The organism is Pararhizobium capsulatum DSM 1112, from assembly GCF_030814475.1.
GTDB lineage: Bacteria > Pseudomonadota > Alphaproteobacteria > Rhizobiales > Rhizobiaceae > Pararhizobium > Pararhizobium capsulatum.
On sequence record NZ_JAUSVF010000001.1, the window covers coordinates 262203 to 278825 of the forward strand.

Sequence of the window (16623 nt, forward strand, 5' to 3'; positions counted from 1 at the left end):
CGGCTTGAGCACTCACCCCTTGACCTCGGCGAAAGGATCGCTAATTAATCAGGAGCTTCCGCCGCTACAGACATCGAAAGGCTGCGGAATGAACGATGGTGCCGGGCCCCTCTGGCGAGAGTTTTTACGGCGCTCTCGTGATGTCGGTACCGCCAGCAAATAAGCCGGCGGATTACGCGCAAATGACAATCTATTCCATGCCACCAGCGCATGCCTTGGGCATGTGTCCTTTCTGCACATATGCAGACCAGCCCATCTCCAATTTGATGGAGGTGTGGCCATGAACCAGCCCCAAACGCACACATCCTCCCTTGGCTATTTCAAGTGGGCCTTCATCGTCACAGCCGCCGGGCTCCTGCTCGGCGCCTGGCTTGGCTGGAACGCGACCGGCACGTTTGCCGGTATGGCGACAGTGTTCTTCATCTGCAGCGTCCTTGCGGTGCTCGAAATTTCACTTTCCTTCGACAACGCTATCGTGAATGCCAACAAGCTGAAGGACATGACGCCGGAATGGCAACACCGGTTCCTCACCTGGGGTATCGTGATTGCCGTCTTTGGCATGCGTATCGTCTTTCCGCTGTTGATCGTCGTCATCGCCGCCAACATCGGCCCGATCGACGCCCTCATCCTGGCGGCGGCACGTCCTGAGGAATATGCCCGCATCATGAATGATGCCCATCTTCCGATCGCCGCCTTCGGTGGCACCTTCCTGATGATGGTGGGACTCACCTACTTCTTCGACCATGAAAAAGACATCCACTGGATTTCTTTCCTTGAACGTCACATGTCACGGTTCGCGACCATCAAGGGCATCGAAATCGCCTTCGTACTCGTGCTGATCCTCGGATTTTCGAAGCTTCTCGATGGTGAAGAAGCGTCGGTCTTCGTTCATTCGGCAATCTACGGTCTTGTAACCTTCTTGATCGTCGAAGTGATCGGTGGATTGCTCGATGCCTCGCAGCAGACCATGAGTGCAGCGGCCAAGGGCGGTCTTGGAGCCTTCATCTATCTCGAAGTACTCGATGCCAGCTTCTCCTTCGACGGCGTCATCGGCGCCTTCGCGTTGACGCAGAACCTGTTCGTCATCGCCATCGGCCTCGGCATCGGCGCGATGTATGTGCGCTCGATGACGATCATGCTGGTGGAGAAGGGAACGCTTGCGGAATACCGCTATCTGGAACACGGCGCCTTCTACGCCATCCTGATCCTCTCGGTGATCATGTACTTCCAGACCCTGGTGCATATCCCCGAGGTCATCACCGGTCTTGGCGGCGCGGCCCTGATCGGCATCTCGCTCTGGTCGTCGATCCGCTACAACAGACAGGAGCAACAGCAACTGCAGGAGGCGCGCCAGTAAGATGCGTCGCCAAATGCCTTGCGGGTGCTAGCATCCGCAAGGACATCAACGCAAAAGCCCGCCGGAGGGAACGCCGGCGGGCCTTTTCATGGGGAGATCAGTGGTATCGCTTGGTAATCAGCCGCGCTTGACGGTATGAAACCGTGTCGGCTCGATGCCAAGCGTGTAGAGGTCGCGATCGAGCGGACGACGGCCACCTTCGACGGCCGCCGCAACTGCGGAGGCAGCGCCGAAAACAGCGATCGCACGACCGAAGAAGCCTTTACGGGCGGAAGTATTGGCGGACATTTTGCTTTCTCGCTTTCATGTTTGGTTGACGTCCTAAAGATGGGGCACATGCGCCCTTTCTACAATGCACGAATCATCATCGCAGCTATGCAAAGCAAGCAGGCTATGCAAGGCAGGCAGGCCATATAAAGCAAGCAGCCCGGAATCCCCTGCGGGAAACCGGCCTGTTCGTGGACGCTCGTTGGAAATGACGATCTGTTTGGGAGGAGAATCAATCTTCCGAAGCGGCCAATTGCGAGAGAACCTCACCTCTACCCCGTGCCCGAAGGATCAGCGGGATGATCAGCGCCGCAGCAGCAATGATCAGAAGCGCTGCCGCGATCGGTGAGGTGAAAAGCACGGTGACATCGCCCTGACTGATCGCCAGCGCCCGGCGAAGCTGCTGCTCGGCAAGCGGCCCGAGGATCAGGCCGACGACGACCGGCGCAATCGGGTAACCGAAGATCCGCATGACGTAACCCAGCAGACCGAAGCCGAGCAGCATGCCAAGCTCGAAGGGCGACGGATTGGCGCCGATGGTGCCAAGTGTCGCAAAGAGCAGGATGCCGGCATAGAGCCAGGGCTTCGGGATCGTCAGCAGGCGCACCCAGAGGCCAACCAGCGGCAGGTTGAGCACCAGCAGCATCAGGTTGGCGATCAAAAGGCTGGCGATCAGGCCCCAGACGAGCTGCGGATTTGTCGCAAACAAAAGGGGACCCGGCTGCAGGCCGTATTGCTGGAAGCCAGCCAGCATGATCGCTGCCGTTGCCGTCGTCGGCAGGCCGAGCGTCAGGAGCGGCACGAGCGTTCCCGCAGCAGAGGCATTGTTGGCCGCTTCCGGGCCGGCCACGCCTTCAATCGCACCATTGCCGAATTCCTCCGGATACTTGGTCAGGCGTTTTTCAGCTGCATAGGACAGAAATGTACCGATTTCGGCACCGCCGGCCGGCATGGCGCCGATCGGAAAGCCGATCGCGGTGCCACGCAGCCAGGGCTTCCAGGAACGCGCCCAATCCGCACGCGTCATCCAGACCGAACCTTTCACCGCTTCCACCTTGTCCGGGCCGCGATCGCCCTGGGCTGCGATGTAGAGAGATTCACCGATGGCGAACATGGCAACCGCCAGCGTCGTCACCTCGATACCATCCAGCAGATCGGGGACGCCGAAGCTCAACCGGGCCTGGCCGGTAAGCTGGTCGATGCCGATGGTGGCAAGCGCAAGGCCGATGAACAGCGAGGTGAGACCGCGCAGCGTCGAATCACCGAAAGCCGAGGACACCGTCACGAAGGCGAGCACCATCAGCGCGAAATATTCCCGCGGGCCAAAGACAAGCGCGACCTTCACGACAAAGGGAGCAATGAAGGCAAGGGCGATCGTCGCGATCAGGCCCGCCACGAAAGAGCCGATCGCCGCTGTCGCAAGCGCCGGTCCGCCGCGGCCCGCCCGCGCCATCTTGTTACCCTCGAGCGCCGTGACGATCGAGGAGCTTTCACCGGGCGTGTTGAGCAGGATCGACGTGGTCGAACCGCCATACATGCCGCCATAGTAGATGCCGGCAAACATGATCAGCGATCCGGCTGGATCGAGCTTGTAGGTTACGGGCAGCAGAAGCGCGACCGTCAACGCCGGGCCGATGCCGGGCAGAACGCCAACGGCGGTACCGAGCGTGACGCCAACCAGCGCGTAAAGCAGGTTCATCGGCTGCATCGCAATGCCGAGACCATGCAGCAGGAATTCAAATGTGTTCATTGCGGCATGCCCTTAGAGAAACAGATGTTCAAGCGGACCTGCAGGCAGGGAAAGCTGCAGCAGGCCGGCGAAGATCAGCCAAATTCCGAGACAGAGCACGATGCCCACGGGAATAGTGATCCAGAGCTTGCGCCGTCCGAAACCGGCAGCAGCAGCGGCAAAGAGAATGCCCGTCGCAATCGAGAAGCCGGCAGTGGTCAGGAGGAGGAGCTGCGCCACGAGACCGCCGACAATCCAGACGACCGGGCCGACCTCCTGATGTTCCCGCTCGGGAAAATCGCCACGCCATGCTTCCAGCGCCGTCCAGAGGGCCAGAACCATCAGCACGCAGGCAATCACGAAAGGGACTGTCGCAGGGCCGATGCGCGAATAGCTGGCTATTGTCGAGAGACGCGAAACGTCCCAGAACATGATACCGGCGATGGCAGCGAGGAAAACGGCGATAAAGAGCGCCGCCCGGTCGGGGCGGCGCTTTCCGTTCGAAGGGACGTTACCCTTGCTCATTGAACAAGTCCGATCTCTTTAAGAATGCTTTCCGTCGCGGAAACATCCTTGGCAAGCTGCTCTTCGAAGGCCGGACCTGCGAGATAGGTATCCTGCCAGCCCTTGGTCTTCAGGGTTTCCTGCCAGCTGGCCGACTTGGCGAGCTTTTCGACATCAGCGGAAACGGCAGCCTTCTGCTCATCGGTCAGACCAGGAGCGGCAGCCACCATGCGCCAGTTTTGAACCACGACGTCGAGGCCACCTTCCTTGAAGGTCGGGGCATCGATACCGGCAATGCGTTCACCGCTGGAAACGGCCAAAAGACGCAGGGTGCCCGACTTGACCTGCGATTCGAATTCGCCGTAACCGGAAATGCCCGCGGTCACCTGGTTACCGAGGATCGCGGCAAGTGCTTCGCCACCGCCCGAATAGGCGATATAGTTGATCTTGGTGGGATCAACGCCGGCAGCCTTGGCAAGAAGACCGACTGCGATGTGATCGGTACCGCCGGCAGAGCCGCCAGCCCAGGACACGGCGCCCGGATCCTTCTTCAGGGCTTCGATCAGGTCCCCCATCGTCTTCAGCGGCGATTCGGCCGGAACGACGACGGCCTCATACTCGCCCGTCAGACGGGCGATCGGTGTAACGTCCTTCAGCGAAACCGGCGACTTGTTGGTGAGAATGGCGCCGACCATGACATAGCCACCGACGATCAGTGCGTTCGGGTTGCCCTTGGACTGGCTGGCGAACTGCGCGAGGCCGATGGTGCCGCCCGCACCCGGCACGTTCTGGACCTGAACATTGCCGGAGATGCTTTCCTGCTGCATCGACGTCTGCATCGAACGGGCCGTCTGGTCCCAGCCGCCGCCCGGATTGGCCGGGGCAATGATGGTGTAGTCGGCGGCGTTTGCGGAAAACGCAACAGCACCGGCGAGAATGGAAGCGATAAGAAACTGTTTCAAGGATAGTCCTCCGTCAGGCGCCTTTGGCGCGCATGTTAACTGCGCAGACGAAAGGGGATCACCACATAGACCGAAGGCCTGTGGCTGGTTTCCTCCTCCCAGCCTGCCCCGTCGTCCGCCTCCACGGACGATGAAGACCTGCAAAGCACCACAGAAAGCTGTCATTTACCTGACATTCCTGTTCGTGGCGCAAGCAACGGCAGCTTCCTCCAAAAAGGAACCAACGTCTACTGTAACCGCAAGGCCTCGTTCCACCGCGCAATGAGCCGTGCGCGCTTCACCTGATCGAGGTAAACCATCAAGCCCGGACTGACCGGCACGGGACGCAATTGAGCACCGAGCATTTCCTGCATGGTATTGGCTGTATTATCGCCAGCGACATCGGGACTGACCGCAGCGATATGCAGTTCCCGCGCCATGATCGATTGCCCTTCGGGCGACATGAAGAATTCGAGATAGCGACGACCGAGATCGGGCGTCGCTGCGGCCTGCGGCACCAATCCGATCCGGGACATCACGACGGTATAGTCCTTGGGAAGAACGATGCCGACATCGGGATGGCGCGACGCCCAGTCAGCAGCATAGGAACCGACAATATTGTAGCCGAGCACGAAGCGCCCGTCCGAGACGCGCTCCAGAATGGCCGAACTCGTGGAGTAGAGCTTTACGCCCGCAGCCCCCATGGCCTGAATGACTGACCAGATATCGCCAAACTGCTCCTGGTCGCGCGCCATGAACAGGAAACCGACGCCGGAGCGCTCGATATCGTAGGTACCGATCCGGCCGAAGACGGAATTGCCCTTGCGCTTGAGGTATTCGATGAATTCCGCCCGGCTCGCCGGCGGCTTTTCATGGGCAAAACTTGGCTTGTGGTAGACGAAAACGGCCGGCTCGAAGGTGAGCGCATAGGCCGTGTTACGCCAGTTGGCCCAGGCGGGCCAGCGTGCGCTCATCGAAAGATCGCTGCGTTGGGCGTAGCCGTCATTGGAAAGCTTCACCTGCAGATCCATTGCCGAGGAAAAAGCGAAATCGGCGGTCTTCTGACCCGCATCCGTCTCGCGCACGATTCGGTCGTAGATCTCGCCAGTCAGCAGCTCCTCGTAACGGACGGCAACATCCTGGTTCGCTTTCTGAAAGCCCTTCACCATCGGTCGCGCCAAAGGTTCGTCGAGGGACGAGTAGACCGTCAGCACACGCGCGTCCACGTCGCCGGAAAGAGCGGGGTAGAAAGTCGCCTGCGCCCGCGCAAGCGACGGAAAAACCACTAGTAACAGTAGAATAAGGAAACGGCGCATGCGCCGATCATGCAGCAGAGGCGCGCGCTTCACAAGCATGCGGTCGCTTCCCCGTCGCCGTTGAAGCCGAGCCTTTGCGAAAACGGTTCCGCTGTCGGCCATGTTGGTTTAATTCAAGAAAGGCGGCCTGCAAATCCGGTCGCGCACGGGAGATATTGAAGCGTGCGGATACTGCTGGTGGAGGACAATGCCACGCTGTCGGAGGGTCTCTCGGCGATCCTGCGCTCAAGCGGCTATGCCGTGGATGTCGTTGCGGACGGCGCCTCGGCCGATGCCGTCATCGCCACTGAGACTTTCGACCTCGTTATCCTCGACCTGACCCTGCCGGAAATGGACGGGCTGGAAGTGCTGCGCGCCATGCGCTCGCGCCAGAACAAGGCTGCCGTCATGATCCTGACGGCACGCGGCACGCCCGAAGAACGGGTGAAGGGCCTCGACCTTGGGGCCGACGACTACATGATCAAGCCGTTCGACGTCGGTGAGTTCGAAGCGCGGGTGCGGGTATTGCTGCGCCGGCAGGCGGGGCTTCGGGCCTCCAACGTCAGCTACGGCAATGTCTCCTTCGACCTGAAATCCCGCATGTTTTCCGCCGATGGGGCGGTGATCGATATTCCCGCACGCGAACTGGGCCTTCTGGAAATCCTGTTCCTGCGGGCCGGCAAAGTGGTCGCCAAGGAAGCCATCATTCAGTCGCTTACCGCCTTCGACGACGATCTCAGCGCCAACGCCATCGAACAATATGTCAGCCGGCTCAGGAAAAGACTGGCGCCGCATGGGCTGACTGTGCGTACCGCCCGCGGCATCGGGTACTATCTCGAAAAGGTAACAAGTTCTTGAGCAGCGCCAAGCCCTATTCGCTGCGCCGCCGGCTGCTCGGCTGGCTTCTGATATCGACCGCCGTCATCGGCGTGATCGCGCTTGCCGACACCTACAGCGAGGCGGTCAAAACCGCCAATACGGTCTCCGACCGGGTGCTTGCCGGCTCGGCCCTCGCCATCGCCGAGCGCGTCGTCGTCGCCGAGGACGGAACGCTGGAGGTCGACATCCCCTATGTCGCCTTGGAGATGCTGACGTCCGCCGCACAGGACCGGGTTTTCTACCGGGTCGATGGTCCACCGGGACATTTTATCACCGGATACCAGACCCTGCCCTCGATCGACTTGAAGAACCGGACATCGGCCTATGCCGATGCGAAATTCCGGGGCGAGCCGATCCGCATCGCCGTCCTCGAACGCTCCGCGTCGACCGGGATCAATTCGGTACCCTTCGTCGTGACGGTGGCAGAAACGACGATCGCACGACGCCAACTGGCGCAGGCGATCCTGCTGAGATCGGCGCTCAGGCTCGCCTTCATGATTCTCGGTGCAGCAACCATCGTCTGGATCGCCGTCACCTTCTCGCTTCGTCCCCTCTACAAGTTGGGCGACGCCATTTCGGAGCGTAGTCCCGATGACCTCCACCCGATCGAACAATCCGTTCCGAGCGAAGTCGAGGGGCTGGTGGAAACGGTCAATTCCTTCATGGTGCGACTGGAATCGGCGCTCGACGCGCTGCGTCATTTCAGCGGCAATGCAAGCCATCAACTGAGAACGCCCCTGGCAATCATTCGCACCCAGCTCGCTCTCTCCGCCCGGGCGGCAACGCTCGAGGAAGCACAGATCGCTGCGCGCAAGGGCGACGAGGCGGTAGCCCATGCCGAGCGTATCCTGAAGCAATTGCTGCTGATGGCGAAGATCGACGCGGCCGGATCACGTCAGAGGATAGCGCCGCCGCTGCTCGATCTTACCGCACTCGCGCAGGAAATCACCGCCGACTATGTGCCGAAGGCGGGCGAAGCGGATGTCGATCTGGGCTTCGAGGGCGACGAACAGATGTTTATTGCTGCAGAACCTCTGCTGATCGGCGAACTGCTGCGCAACCTGATCGAGAACGCCATCGTCTATGGCGGCAGAGGCGCTGAAGTAACGGTGCGGGTCGCATCGTCAGACAACACACCTTGCCTCGAAGTGGAAGACAACGGTCCCGGCATTCCGCCGGAAAAACGGCAAATTGCCCGCCAGCGCTTCGCGCGCGGCGGTGACATCGATGCGCCCGGCATGGGCCTCGGCCTGCCGATCGTCGAGGAGATAGCAAGCCTGTTCGCCGGAAAGGTGAACCTCTCCGACGGGCATGATGGCAGAGGATTGAAAGTCTCGGTGACCTTTTCGCCAACCCGACCGCTCGCCACATAAGTGGAGCAAGCGCTTTGATAAAGTCAGTTCAGGTCGAAATGAAAGATTAACGACCGCGGGGGGCGGTGAACAAATCGGTTTCGCGTGCCCGGCCGAGAAGAAGGGCACTCCAGAGAACCTGAAAGAAACCGGGGCTCGCGAGCTTGCGCTGCGAAGTCATGATAAGCTCCATTGGCTATTAATGTTGGTCATATGGCATGGATGAAGCCTTTTTTCCAGAGGCAAAGAGTCGCGGCAGCTATGCTCAGCAAGCATAGCCGAAACCGTCGCGCAGTTATATTTTTGAACTGGAAAATAGTATCAAATTTATACTTGAAGTACCATCCGGGAACGCCCAAAAACCCTTGACATGCTGAAGCGACACAGATTTTTCTGTGCCAACCGAACCGATGAAGTGTAGTAATCGACCTGATTGAATAAGCATGGCCCTCCGGCTCTTGCCTGAAGGCCATGGAGGAAAATCCTCTCGGATCATTTCATCGTATAGACGTCGATGGTAAAATACTTGTCGTTGATCGTCTTGTAGGTGCCATCGGCGCGGATATCGGCCAGGGCCTTGTTCAGCTTTTCGCGCAGGTCGTTGTCATCCTGGCGCACGGCGATACCGACACCATCGCCGACGAACTTCTTGTCGGTGATCGGATCGCCCGTCAGCTCGCAGCACTTGCCATCCTCAGACTTGGTAACCCAGTCGAGCATTGGCAACATGTCGCCGACCTGCATGTCGAGGCGACCATTGACCATGTCGAGATTGGTCTCATCCTGAGTGGGATAAAGCTTGATCTCCGCGTCCGGATAAGTCGCGGCAATATAGTCGGCCTGAGTGGTGCCGGACTGGGCGCCGATGACCTTGCCCTTCAGGGCGTCGTTGGTGAATTCCTTGATATCGGAGCCCTTCGGCAGGACATGGGTCATGGCAGCCAGATAGTAGGGATCGGTGAAGGAAACCTGCTTCTTGCGCTCTTCAGTGATGAACATCGAGGCGATGATCAGATCATACTTGCTGGCGATCAGGCCGGGGATGATGCCGTCCCAGTCCTGCGCGACCACTTCGCACTCGACCTTCATCTTGGCGCAAAGCGCCAGTCCGATATCGACGTCGAAACCGCCGATCTTGCCGGCGGAATCAACGAAGTTGAAGGGTGGGTAGGCACCTTCGGTACCGATGCGCAGCTTTTCGGCCGCATCGGCCGTGGTGGCGGAAAAGGCGGCGGCACAGGCAAGCGCCCATGCGATCATCTGTTTTCTCATCATCGTGTCGTTCCCTCTTCTATCCACCTGATATCGATGGTTGCAACGATCCTAAGCCGGCCTTGAATATAAGCGAAATAGATAGCGGCAATAGCCGGTATCATTGCCATTGTCCAAAGACGATCAGAAAGTCGGCGGCGTGTTGATCCAGAGAAGCACAGTTTCGCCGTCATGGCGATTGACCCACGCATGACGGCGTCGGCTGGCGAAATAGAGGGAATCGCCAGGCTCCAGATCGTGAAAATGCTCGCCGTCCAGAATGAACTCGACCCGGCCCGTAAGGACGTAGACGAACTCCTCTCCTTCATGCCGATAGGCACCTTCGCTGGATGCGCCGGGCGCCAGCACGAAACGATGGCAATCCATCTGGTTTGGCCCTTCGGCCAACATTTGCACGATGACGCCCGGTGTCGTGCGTGGCCAGGAGCGCCATTCGCCGGCGCGCACGACAGCGCGGATTGCAGGCTCATCCTCCCCGGAGAGACGAGAAACGGTCGTATCGAAATAGGCGGCAAGATTGTGCAGCACCGCAACCGAAACCCCCTGCGACGTCCGTTCTAGGGTCGAGAGGACAGAAGGAGCAATGCCGATTTCACCGGCTACCTGCTCAAGGGTCTTGCCACCGGCATGGCGAAGACTGCGCAGCTTGCGCCCGACAGGCGAGGCGGCCTCCGTCGCAACCACATCGTCGCCGCCTTCCGCCTCCAAAGCCTCTCGGATTGCCGCAGGATTGAGACCGCGTTCGGCACGGAACCAGGAAATACGCTTCAGGCGCGCCAGATCGCCGTCGCTATATTGGCGATGGCCAGTCGATGAGCGCTCGGGAATGACCAGCCCCTGCGTCTCCCAAAGACGCAGGGTAGACGCGGAAACGCCGGCAAGCCTGGCCGCTTCCGCCACCTTATATCGAACAGGGGCGTCAGCGTTCATCGCTGCCGCCTCCAAGCTTCATGTCAGTGTTCCAGGTCACGGAAAAGATCTTCACCACTCTCTACGCGTCGAACCGGCTGCCCGGCGGGCATATCGGCATCTGCCTCTTCGTATTCCGGAACCTTCAGTTCGAACGGCAGGCGCCGCTCCTCGGCAATGCGCAACATCAGCATTCGGATGGCATCGGAAAGCGAGAGCCCCATGGCGGACAGGGCTTCAATGGCACGTTGCTTCGTCCCGGAATCGATACGGGCCCGGATGATCGTATCAGCTGTCATGACGTCATTCTCCTGATGCTAAACGTTTCAAGGAAAGAAATGGACCGACCGTGCCGAGAACGGAAAAGCCCCAAATGAATTCTTGCAATTCGTGCCGTATCTGCATGCCCGGGAATGTTCGGACATGCTTTCTCTTTCACGATCTAAGAGCGCCTTGAAATATCGACCGGACGGTGAATGTACGGAGTTGAAAAGGCACTCAAGTAGGCAATCGCGCGTGGCTCAGCCTTGCTTTGCCACCCCGCCATATCGAAAAAAATATCCATTGCTGCAATGTTCCGACAGTGTAGCCACATCGCTTACCTCTTGACAAGAAAAAGCATTCGCTGACCGTAAGGATTCGATCACAAAATTTGATTTGCAACCTTACAGAAAAAATATAGGATTTGACTATCACCCCCACTTCAGGACGACGCCCGTGACCTCTCTCACCGACCGCAAGAACGCAGCCATTTCCCGTGGCGTGGGCATGACCACGCAAATCTATGCCGACCGCGCTGAAAATGCCGAGATCTGGGACAAGGAAGGCAATCGCTACATCGATTTCGCCGCAGGTATTGCCGTGGTCAACACCGGCCATCGCCACCCGCGTGTCATCGAAGCCGTCAAGAAACAGCTCGACCGCTTCACCCACACCTGCCATCAGGTTGTTCCCTACGAGAACTATGTCGAGCTCGCCGAGCGCCTGAACGCTCTCGTCCCCGGCAATTTCGAAAAGAAGACGATCTTCGTCACGACAGGCGCCGAAGCCGTCGAAAATGCCGTCAAGATTGCCCGCGCCGCGACAGGCCGTCAGGCCGTCATCGCCTTCAGCGGCGGCTTCCATGGCCGTACCTTCATGGGCATGGCGCTGACCGGCAAGGTCGTGCCCTACAAGGTCGGTTTCGGCGCCATGCCAGCCGACGTCTTCCACGCACCCTTCCCGGTCGAGATGCACGGCACGACCGTCGAGCAGTCGCTCGGTGTGCTGAAGAAGCTTTTTGCTGCCGATGTCGATCCGAACCGCGTCGCAGCCATCATCATCGAGCCGGTGCAAGGCGAGGGCGGCTTCTATCCGGTACCAGTCAGCTTCATGAAGGCGATCCGCGAAATCTGCGATCAGCACGGCATCCTGCTGATTGCCGATGAAGTGCAGACCGGTTTTGCCCGTACCGGCAAGCTGTTTGCCATGGAACATTATGGTGTCGCAGCCGACCTCGTGACCATGGCCAAGGGTCTAGGCGGCGGCTTCCCGATTGCAGCTGTCACCGGCCGCAAGGATGTGATGGATGCGCCAGGACCGGGCGGTCTCGGGGGCACCTATGCCGGCAGCCCGATCGGCGTTGCAGCGGCCCATGCCGTCCTCGATGTCATCAGGGATGAAGACCTCTGCAACCGCGCCGAACAACTCGGCGGTCGCCTGAAGCAGCGCCTTGCCTCGATCCGTGAACAGGTTCCGGAAATCGTCGATATCCGCGGCCCCGGCTTCATGAATGCGGTCGAATTCAACGACACGATCACCAACTTGCCGAGCGCCGAATTCGCCAACAAGGTGCGGCTTGTCGCGCTGGAAAAGGGCCTGATCCTGCTCACCTGCGGCGTGCACGGCAACGTCATCCGCTTCCTGGCGCCGATCACCATTCAGGACGAGGTCTTCGCCGAGGCCCTCGACATTCTGGAAGCTTCGATCCTCGAAGCCCGGGCGGCCTGAACGAAAAGAACGAAGTCCATCGGCGGGCAGCCTGCCGATGGACGACAGACGCGCGATCCGCTAGATCGGCGGTCCCTCCGCTGAGCCGAGCCTTCGCGCGCATGAAAGCCCGGTGTCCAAGGGTAACGCCCGCAGACGGCACACCGCGGCAGAAAGGATCGCCGATGATCTTTACCGCTCATCTCACTGACCATGTAAAAGAATCCGTCCTGCTCGGTCTTGAAAATGCGATCGCCGCGCCGGCTGGCGCGCGTTTTGCCGTTCATAATCCATCGACCGGGGATCTGCTCGCCACGCTCCCGGACATGGGTGTTGGGGAGACGCGCGCCGCAATCGAGGTGGCATCCATCGCCCAAACGGCCTGGGCCGCTCGTCCCGCCAAGGAACGTAGCGCCATCCTGCGACGCTGGCACGACCTGATCCTGACCCACCTCGACGATCTCGCCGCCGTGCTGACCGCGGAAATGGGCAAGCCGCTTGGAGAATCGAAATCCGAGCTTCAGCATGCCGCCGCTTACATCGAATGGTATGCAGAAGAAGCCAAGCGCGTTTATGGCGAGACCTTTCCAGCCCCTTCGACGGATCGACGCATGCTGGTCATCAAACAGCCCGTCGGCGTCGTCGGTACGATCACGCCTTGGAATTTTCCGGCCTCGATGGTGGCGCGAAAGATCGCACCTGCGCTTGCCGTCGGCTGCACGGTCATCCTGAAGCCGGCCGAGCAGACCCCGCTGATAGCGCTCGCCATGCATACGCTTGCCCGCCGCGCCGGCCTTCCTGAAGGTGTATTCAATTTGGTACTCGCATCCGAAGGCGATGCGATCGGCCGCGAACTCTGCAGCAATCCGAAGGTTCGCAAGATCAGCTTCACCGGCTCGACGGAAGTGGGCCGTATCCTGATGCGGCAATGTTCCGACCAGATCAAGAAAGTAAGCCTCGAGCTGGGTGGCAGCGCACCCTTCATCGTTTTCGAGTGCGCTGATATCGATGCGGCCGTTGACGGCGCAATCCAGGCGAAATTCCGCAATGCCGGCCAGACCTGCACGTCAGCCAACCGCTTCTACGTCCAGGCCGCCGTCTACGACGAATTTGCGGGCAAGCTTGCGGAGGAAGCAAGGAAACTCGTCGTCGGCGACGGCTTCTCGCCCGCGGTAACAATCGGTCCGTTGATCGACGAGCGCGCCATGGCCAAGGTCGAAGCCCATGTCACGGACGCCGTTTCCAAGGGTGCCACCTTGATGTGCGGCGGCACGCGATTGGAGGGCGCCGGCGCGTTCTATACGCCAGCCGTACTCTCCGGCGTCGATCGTCGCATGCAGGTTGCCTGCGACGAGACTTTCGGCCCTGTGGCCCCGATCATTCGTTTCGAGACGATCGAGGATGTGATTACAGAGGCCAATGACACAATCTACGGCCTTGCCGCCTATTTCTATGCGACCGAACTCAAGAAAGTCTGGCATGTGGCCGAAGCGCTGGAATACGGCATGATCGGCATCAACGCCGGCCGCATGTCTTCCGAAGCCGCCCCCTTCGGCGGCCTCAAGCAATCCGGTATCGGCCGCGAAGGCTCCCGCCATGGTGCGGAAGATTATCTGGAGATGAAATATCTCTGCATGGGCAATATCTGAGGCATTTCCGGAACGGCCGGGGATGCGTCAGGCCATGCCGATCTCGCGCAGAACCTCTTCCGTGTGCTCACCAAGACGGGGCGCACCTCGCTCCAGCGCAAGCTCCGCCCCCGAAAAGGTGATCGGCGTACGAACGCCGGGTGCTGAGCCGCCGGCGGCACCTGTATGGGGCGCATCAACCCGCATTGATCTGTGCACGATCTGCGGATTGGAAAACACATCGGCAACCGAGTTGATCGGCCCGCCTGGTACTCCGGCGTCTTCGAGTTTCGCGAGAAGATGCTCTCGCTCGAATTTCACAGTTTCTCCGGCAAGCTCGGGCGTCAGTGTGTCGCGATGCTTCACCCGCAGCGCATTGGTCTGATAGCGCTCGTCCGCCGCCAGATCGTCGCGACCTAGCAAGGTACAGAACTTGACGAACTGGCGGTCATTCCCGACAGCGACGATAAGATGACCATCGGCAACCGGAAAAACCTGATAAGGCGCGATATTCGGATGGGCATTGCCCAAACGGCGTGGCGAATTCCCTGAAACAAGAAAATTCAGCGCCTGATTGGCGAGAACGCCGGTCATGCTATCATAGAGTGCCATATCGATCTGCTGGCCCTCGCCGGTGCGTTCCCGCTGGACAAGGGCTGCCTGGATACCGATGACGCCATAAAGCCCGGTGAAGATATCGGCGAAGGCAACACCGATCTTCTGCGGCTCGCCATTGGGGTCGCCCGTCAAATCCATGATGCCGCTCATGCCCTGGATGATGTAGTCATAGCCGGCGCGATGAGCATAGGGGCCGTCCTGCCCGAAACCGGTCACCGAACAATAGATGAGGCGCGGATTGATCGCCTTCAGGCTCTCATAGTCGAGACCGTATTTCCTGAGGCCCCCGACCTTGAAGTTTTCCAAGACTACGTCCGATTGCGCAGCAAGCCGGCGAACAGCCTCCTGCCCTTCCGGTGTGGTGAAATCGAGTACCACGGAACGCTTGCCACGATTGCAGGCATGGAAATAGGCGGCATCGAGCTGAGCGCCGCCCTCTCCCTCGACGAAGGGAGGCCCCCAGGTTCGGGTGTCATCACCTTGGGAGCTTTCGACCTTGATCACATCGGCGCCGAGATCGGCGAGCGTCTGGCCGATCCAGGGGCCGGCCAGGATACGCGCGAGTTCGAGAACCTTCAGTCCTTCCAGCGGAGCTGACATAGCATCGCCTCAGAAAAATGCCTGCAGCCCGGTCTGGGCGCGGCCGAGGATGAGGGCGTGCACGTCGTGGGTGCCCTCATAGGTATTGACCGTTTCCAGATTGACCATGTGACGCATGACCTGGAATTCTTCCGAGATACCGTTACCGCCGTGCATGTCACGCGCCATGCGGGCGATATCGAGCGCCTTGCCGCAATTGTTGCGCTTGACGATGGAGATCATTTCCGGCGCCATCTTGCCTTCATCCATCAACCGGCCGACGCGCAGCGACGCCAGAAGGCCGAGCGAGATTTCCGTCTGCATGTCCGCAAGCTTCTTCTGGAAGAGCTGCGTTTGCGCGAGCGGCCGGCCGAACTGCTTGCGGTCGAGACCATATTGACGGGCAGCATGCCAGCAGAATTCGGCGGCACCGAGCGAGCCCCAGGAAATGCCGTAGCGCGCCCGGTTGAGGCACCCGAAGGGACCCTTCAGACCTTCTACATTCGGCAGCAGCGCGTCTTCACCAACTTCGACATCGGCAAGCACGATCTCACCGGTGATCGAGGCGCGCAGCGAGAGCTTGCCGGCAATCTTTGGCGCGGAGAGGCCTTTCATGCCCTTTTCCAGCACGAAACCACGGATCGCGCCGCCATGGGCCTCGGACTTCGCCCAGACGACGAAGACGTCAGCGATCGGCGCATTCGAGATCCACATCTTGGAACCAGACAGCCGATAGCCGACGTCGGTCTTGATCGCGCGCGTTTTCATCCCACCCGGATCGGAACCAGCATCGGGCTCGGTAAGACCAAAGCAGCCGATCCACTCGCCGCTGATCAGCTTCGGCAGGTATTTCTGCTTCTGCTCCTCGGAGCCGTAAGCGTAGATGGGATAGATCACCAGCGAGGATTGCACGCTCATCATCGAGCGATAGCCGGAATCGACGCGCTCGACTTCGCGGGCCACAAGGCCATAGGCGACATAGGATGCGCCGACGCCGCCATAGGTATCCGAAACGGTGACGCCGAGCAGGCCAAGCTCGCCCATTTCCCGGAAGATCGACGGATCGGTCGCCTCTTCACGATAGGCCTCGATCACGCGCGGCTGCAGCTTGTCCTGCGCATAGGCGCGGGCCGTATCGCGGATCATGCGCTCATCTTCGGTAAGCTGATCTTCCAGCAGGAACGCATCGTCCCATTGAAACTGATTGCGCTGACCCATGTGTTCCTCCTGTAACTCGATCCCTATGGCAGCACTTATGGCAAGCGGGGACAAGCGTTACAAACGAAAATGAGGCACTGCCTCATGCGCCGCAGGAATGGTATGGA

General features: G+C 59.8%; 15 protein-coding genes. 5 read left to right on the forward strand and 10 right to left on the reverse strand.

Going from position 1 to position 16623, the window contains the following annotated elements:
* Positions 1–280: 280 nt before the first annotated feature.
* Complete coding sequence (locus QO002_RS01225; protein ID WP_307225894.1) at positions 281–1357, forward strand: DUF475 domain-containing protein; 1077 nt, start codon at positions 281–283, stop codon at positions 1355–1357.
* 117 nt (positions 1358–1474) lie between these two features.
* Here the strand turns inward: QO002_RS01225 and QO002_RS01230 are convergent, their stop codons facing one another.
* The 5 genes from QO002_RS01230 to QO002_RS01250 all read right to left on the reverse strand — a co-directional run bounded on the left by QO002_RS01230 (position 1475) and on the right by QO002_RS01250 (position 6114).
* Positions 1475–1645, reverse strand: a complete 171-nt coding sequence (locus tag QO002_RS01230) for a hypothetical protein (RefSeq protein WP_307225896.1) — start codon at positions 1643–1645, stop codon at positions 1475–1477.
* A gap of 211 nt (positions 1646–1856) precedes the next feature.
* A complete protein-coding gene (locus QO002_RS01235; protein ID WP_307225898.1) occupies positions 1857–3374 on the reverse strand; it encodes a tripartite tricarboxylate transporter permease in 1518 nt (505 codons plus the stop codon).
* A gap of 12 nt (positions 3375–3386) precedes the next feature.
* On the reverse strand, positions 3387–3878 hold the full coding sequence (locus tag QO002_RS01240) for a tripartite tricarboxylate transporter TctB family protein (protein WP_307225899.1): 492 nt from the start codon (positions 3876–3878) through the stop codon (positions 3387–3389).
* On the reverse strand, positions 3875–4819 hold the full coding sequence (locus QO002_RS01245; RefSeq protein ID WP_307225901.1) for a Bug family tripartite tricarboxylate transporter substrate binding protein: 945 nt from the start codon (positions 4817–4819) through the stop codon (positions 3875–3877). The genes QO002_RS01240 and QO002_RS01245 overlap by 4 nt, the downstream gene beginning before the upstream one ends.
* A gap of 227 nt (positions 4820–5046) precedes the next feature.
* Positions 5047–6114, reverse strand: a complete 1068-nt coding sequence (locus QO002_RS01250; RefSeq protein ID WP_307233057.1) for an ABC transporter substrate-binding protein — start codon at positions 6112–6114, stop codon at positions 5047–5049.
* Positions 6115–6276: 162 nt separating this feature from the next.
* Here QO002_RS01250 and QO002_RS01255 point away from each other — a divergent pair, with 162 nt between their 5' ends.
* Positions 6277–6951, forward strand: a complete 675-nt coding sequence (locus QO002_RS01255) for a response regulator (RefSeq protein ID WP_307225903.1) — start codon at positions 6277–6279, stop codon at positions 6949–6951.
* Positions 6948–8345 (forward strand): sensor histidine kinase, encoded by a 1398-nt coding sequence (locus QO002_RS01260; RefSeq protein ID WP_307225905.1) that lies wholly within the window; start codon positions 6948–6950, stop codon positions 8343–8345. Before QO002_RS01255 ends, QO002_RS01260 begins: the two co-directional genes overlap by 4 nt.
* Before the next feature lie 471 nt (positions 8346–8816).
* Here the strand turns inward: QO002_RS01260 and QO002_RS01265 are convergent, their stop codons facing one another.
* The 3 genes from QO002_RS01265 to QO002_RS01275 all read right to left on the reverse strand — a co-directional run bounded on the left by QO002_RS01265 (position 8817) and on the right by QO002_RS01275 (position 10804).
* Entirely contained in the window at positions 8817–9596 is a 780-nt protein-coding gene (locus QO002_RS01265; protein ID WP_307233059.1) for an ABC transporter substrate-binding protein, read from the reverse strand.
* A gap of 123 nt (positions 9597–9719) precedes the next feature.
* Positions 9720–10526, reverse strand: coding sequence for a MerR family transcriptional regulator (locus QO002_RS01270; protein ID WP_307225908.1), 807 nt, complete (start codon positions 10524–10526; stop codon positions 9720–9722).
* A 23-nt stretch (positions 10527–10549) separates the two neighbouring features.
* Positions 10550–10804 carry a type II toxin-antitoxin system RelB/DinJ family antitoxin gene (locus tag QO002_RS01275; RefSeq protein WP_307225909.1) on the reverse strand — a complete coding sequence of 85 codons (255 nt, stop codon included), beginning with the start codon at positions 10802–10804 and terminating at the stop codon, positions 10550–10552.
* Positions 10805–11222: 418 nt separating this feature from the next.
* Between QO002_RS01275 and QO002_RS01280 the strand changes: the two genes are divergently transcribed.
* Together QO002_RS01280 and QO002_RS01285 are read left to right on the forward strand one after the other, a co-directional pair.
* Entirely contained in the window at positions 11223–12494 is a 1272-nt protein-coding gene (locus QO002_RS01280; protein WP_307225911.1) for a 4-aminobutyrate--2-oxoglutarate transaminase, read from the forward strand.
* A 164-nt stretch (positions 12495–12658) separates the two neighbouring features.
* Positions 12659–14122: an NAD-dependent succinate-semialdehyde dehydrogenase gene (locus QO002_RS01285; RefSeq protein WP_307225913.1), complete on the forward strand. Its 1464-nt coding sequence runs from the start codon at positions 12659–12661 to the stop codon at positions 14120–14122.
* Between the two features lie 27 nt (positions 14123–14149).
* Here the strand turns inward: QO002_RS01285 and QO002_RS01290 are convergent, their stop codons facing one another.
* Together QO002_RS01290 and QO002_RS01295 are read right to left on the reverse strand one after the other, a co-directional pair.
* Positions 14150–15319 (reverse strand): CaiB/BaiF CoA transferase family protein, encoded by a 1170-nt coding sequence (locus tag QO002_RS01290; protein ID WP_307225915.1) that lies wholly within the window; start codon positions 15317–15319, stop codon positions 14150–14152.
* Between the two features lie 9 nt (positions 15320–15328).
* Positions 15329–16516 (reverse strand): acyl-CoA dehydrogenase, encoded by a 1188-nt coding sequence (locus tag QO002_RS01295; RefSeq protein WP_307225917.1) that lies wholly within the window; start codon positions 16514–16516, stop codon positions 15329–15331.
* Positions 16517–16623 lie beyond the last annotated feature (107 nt).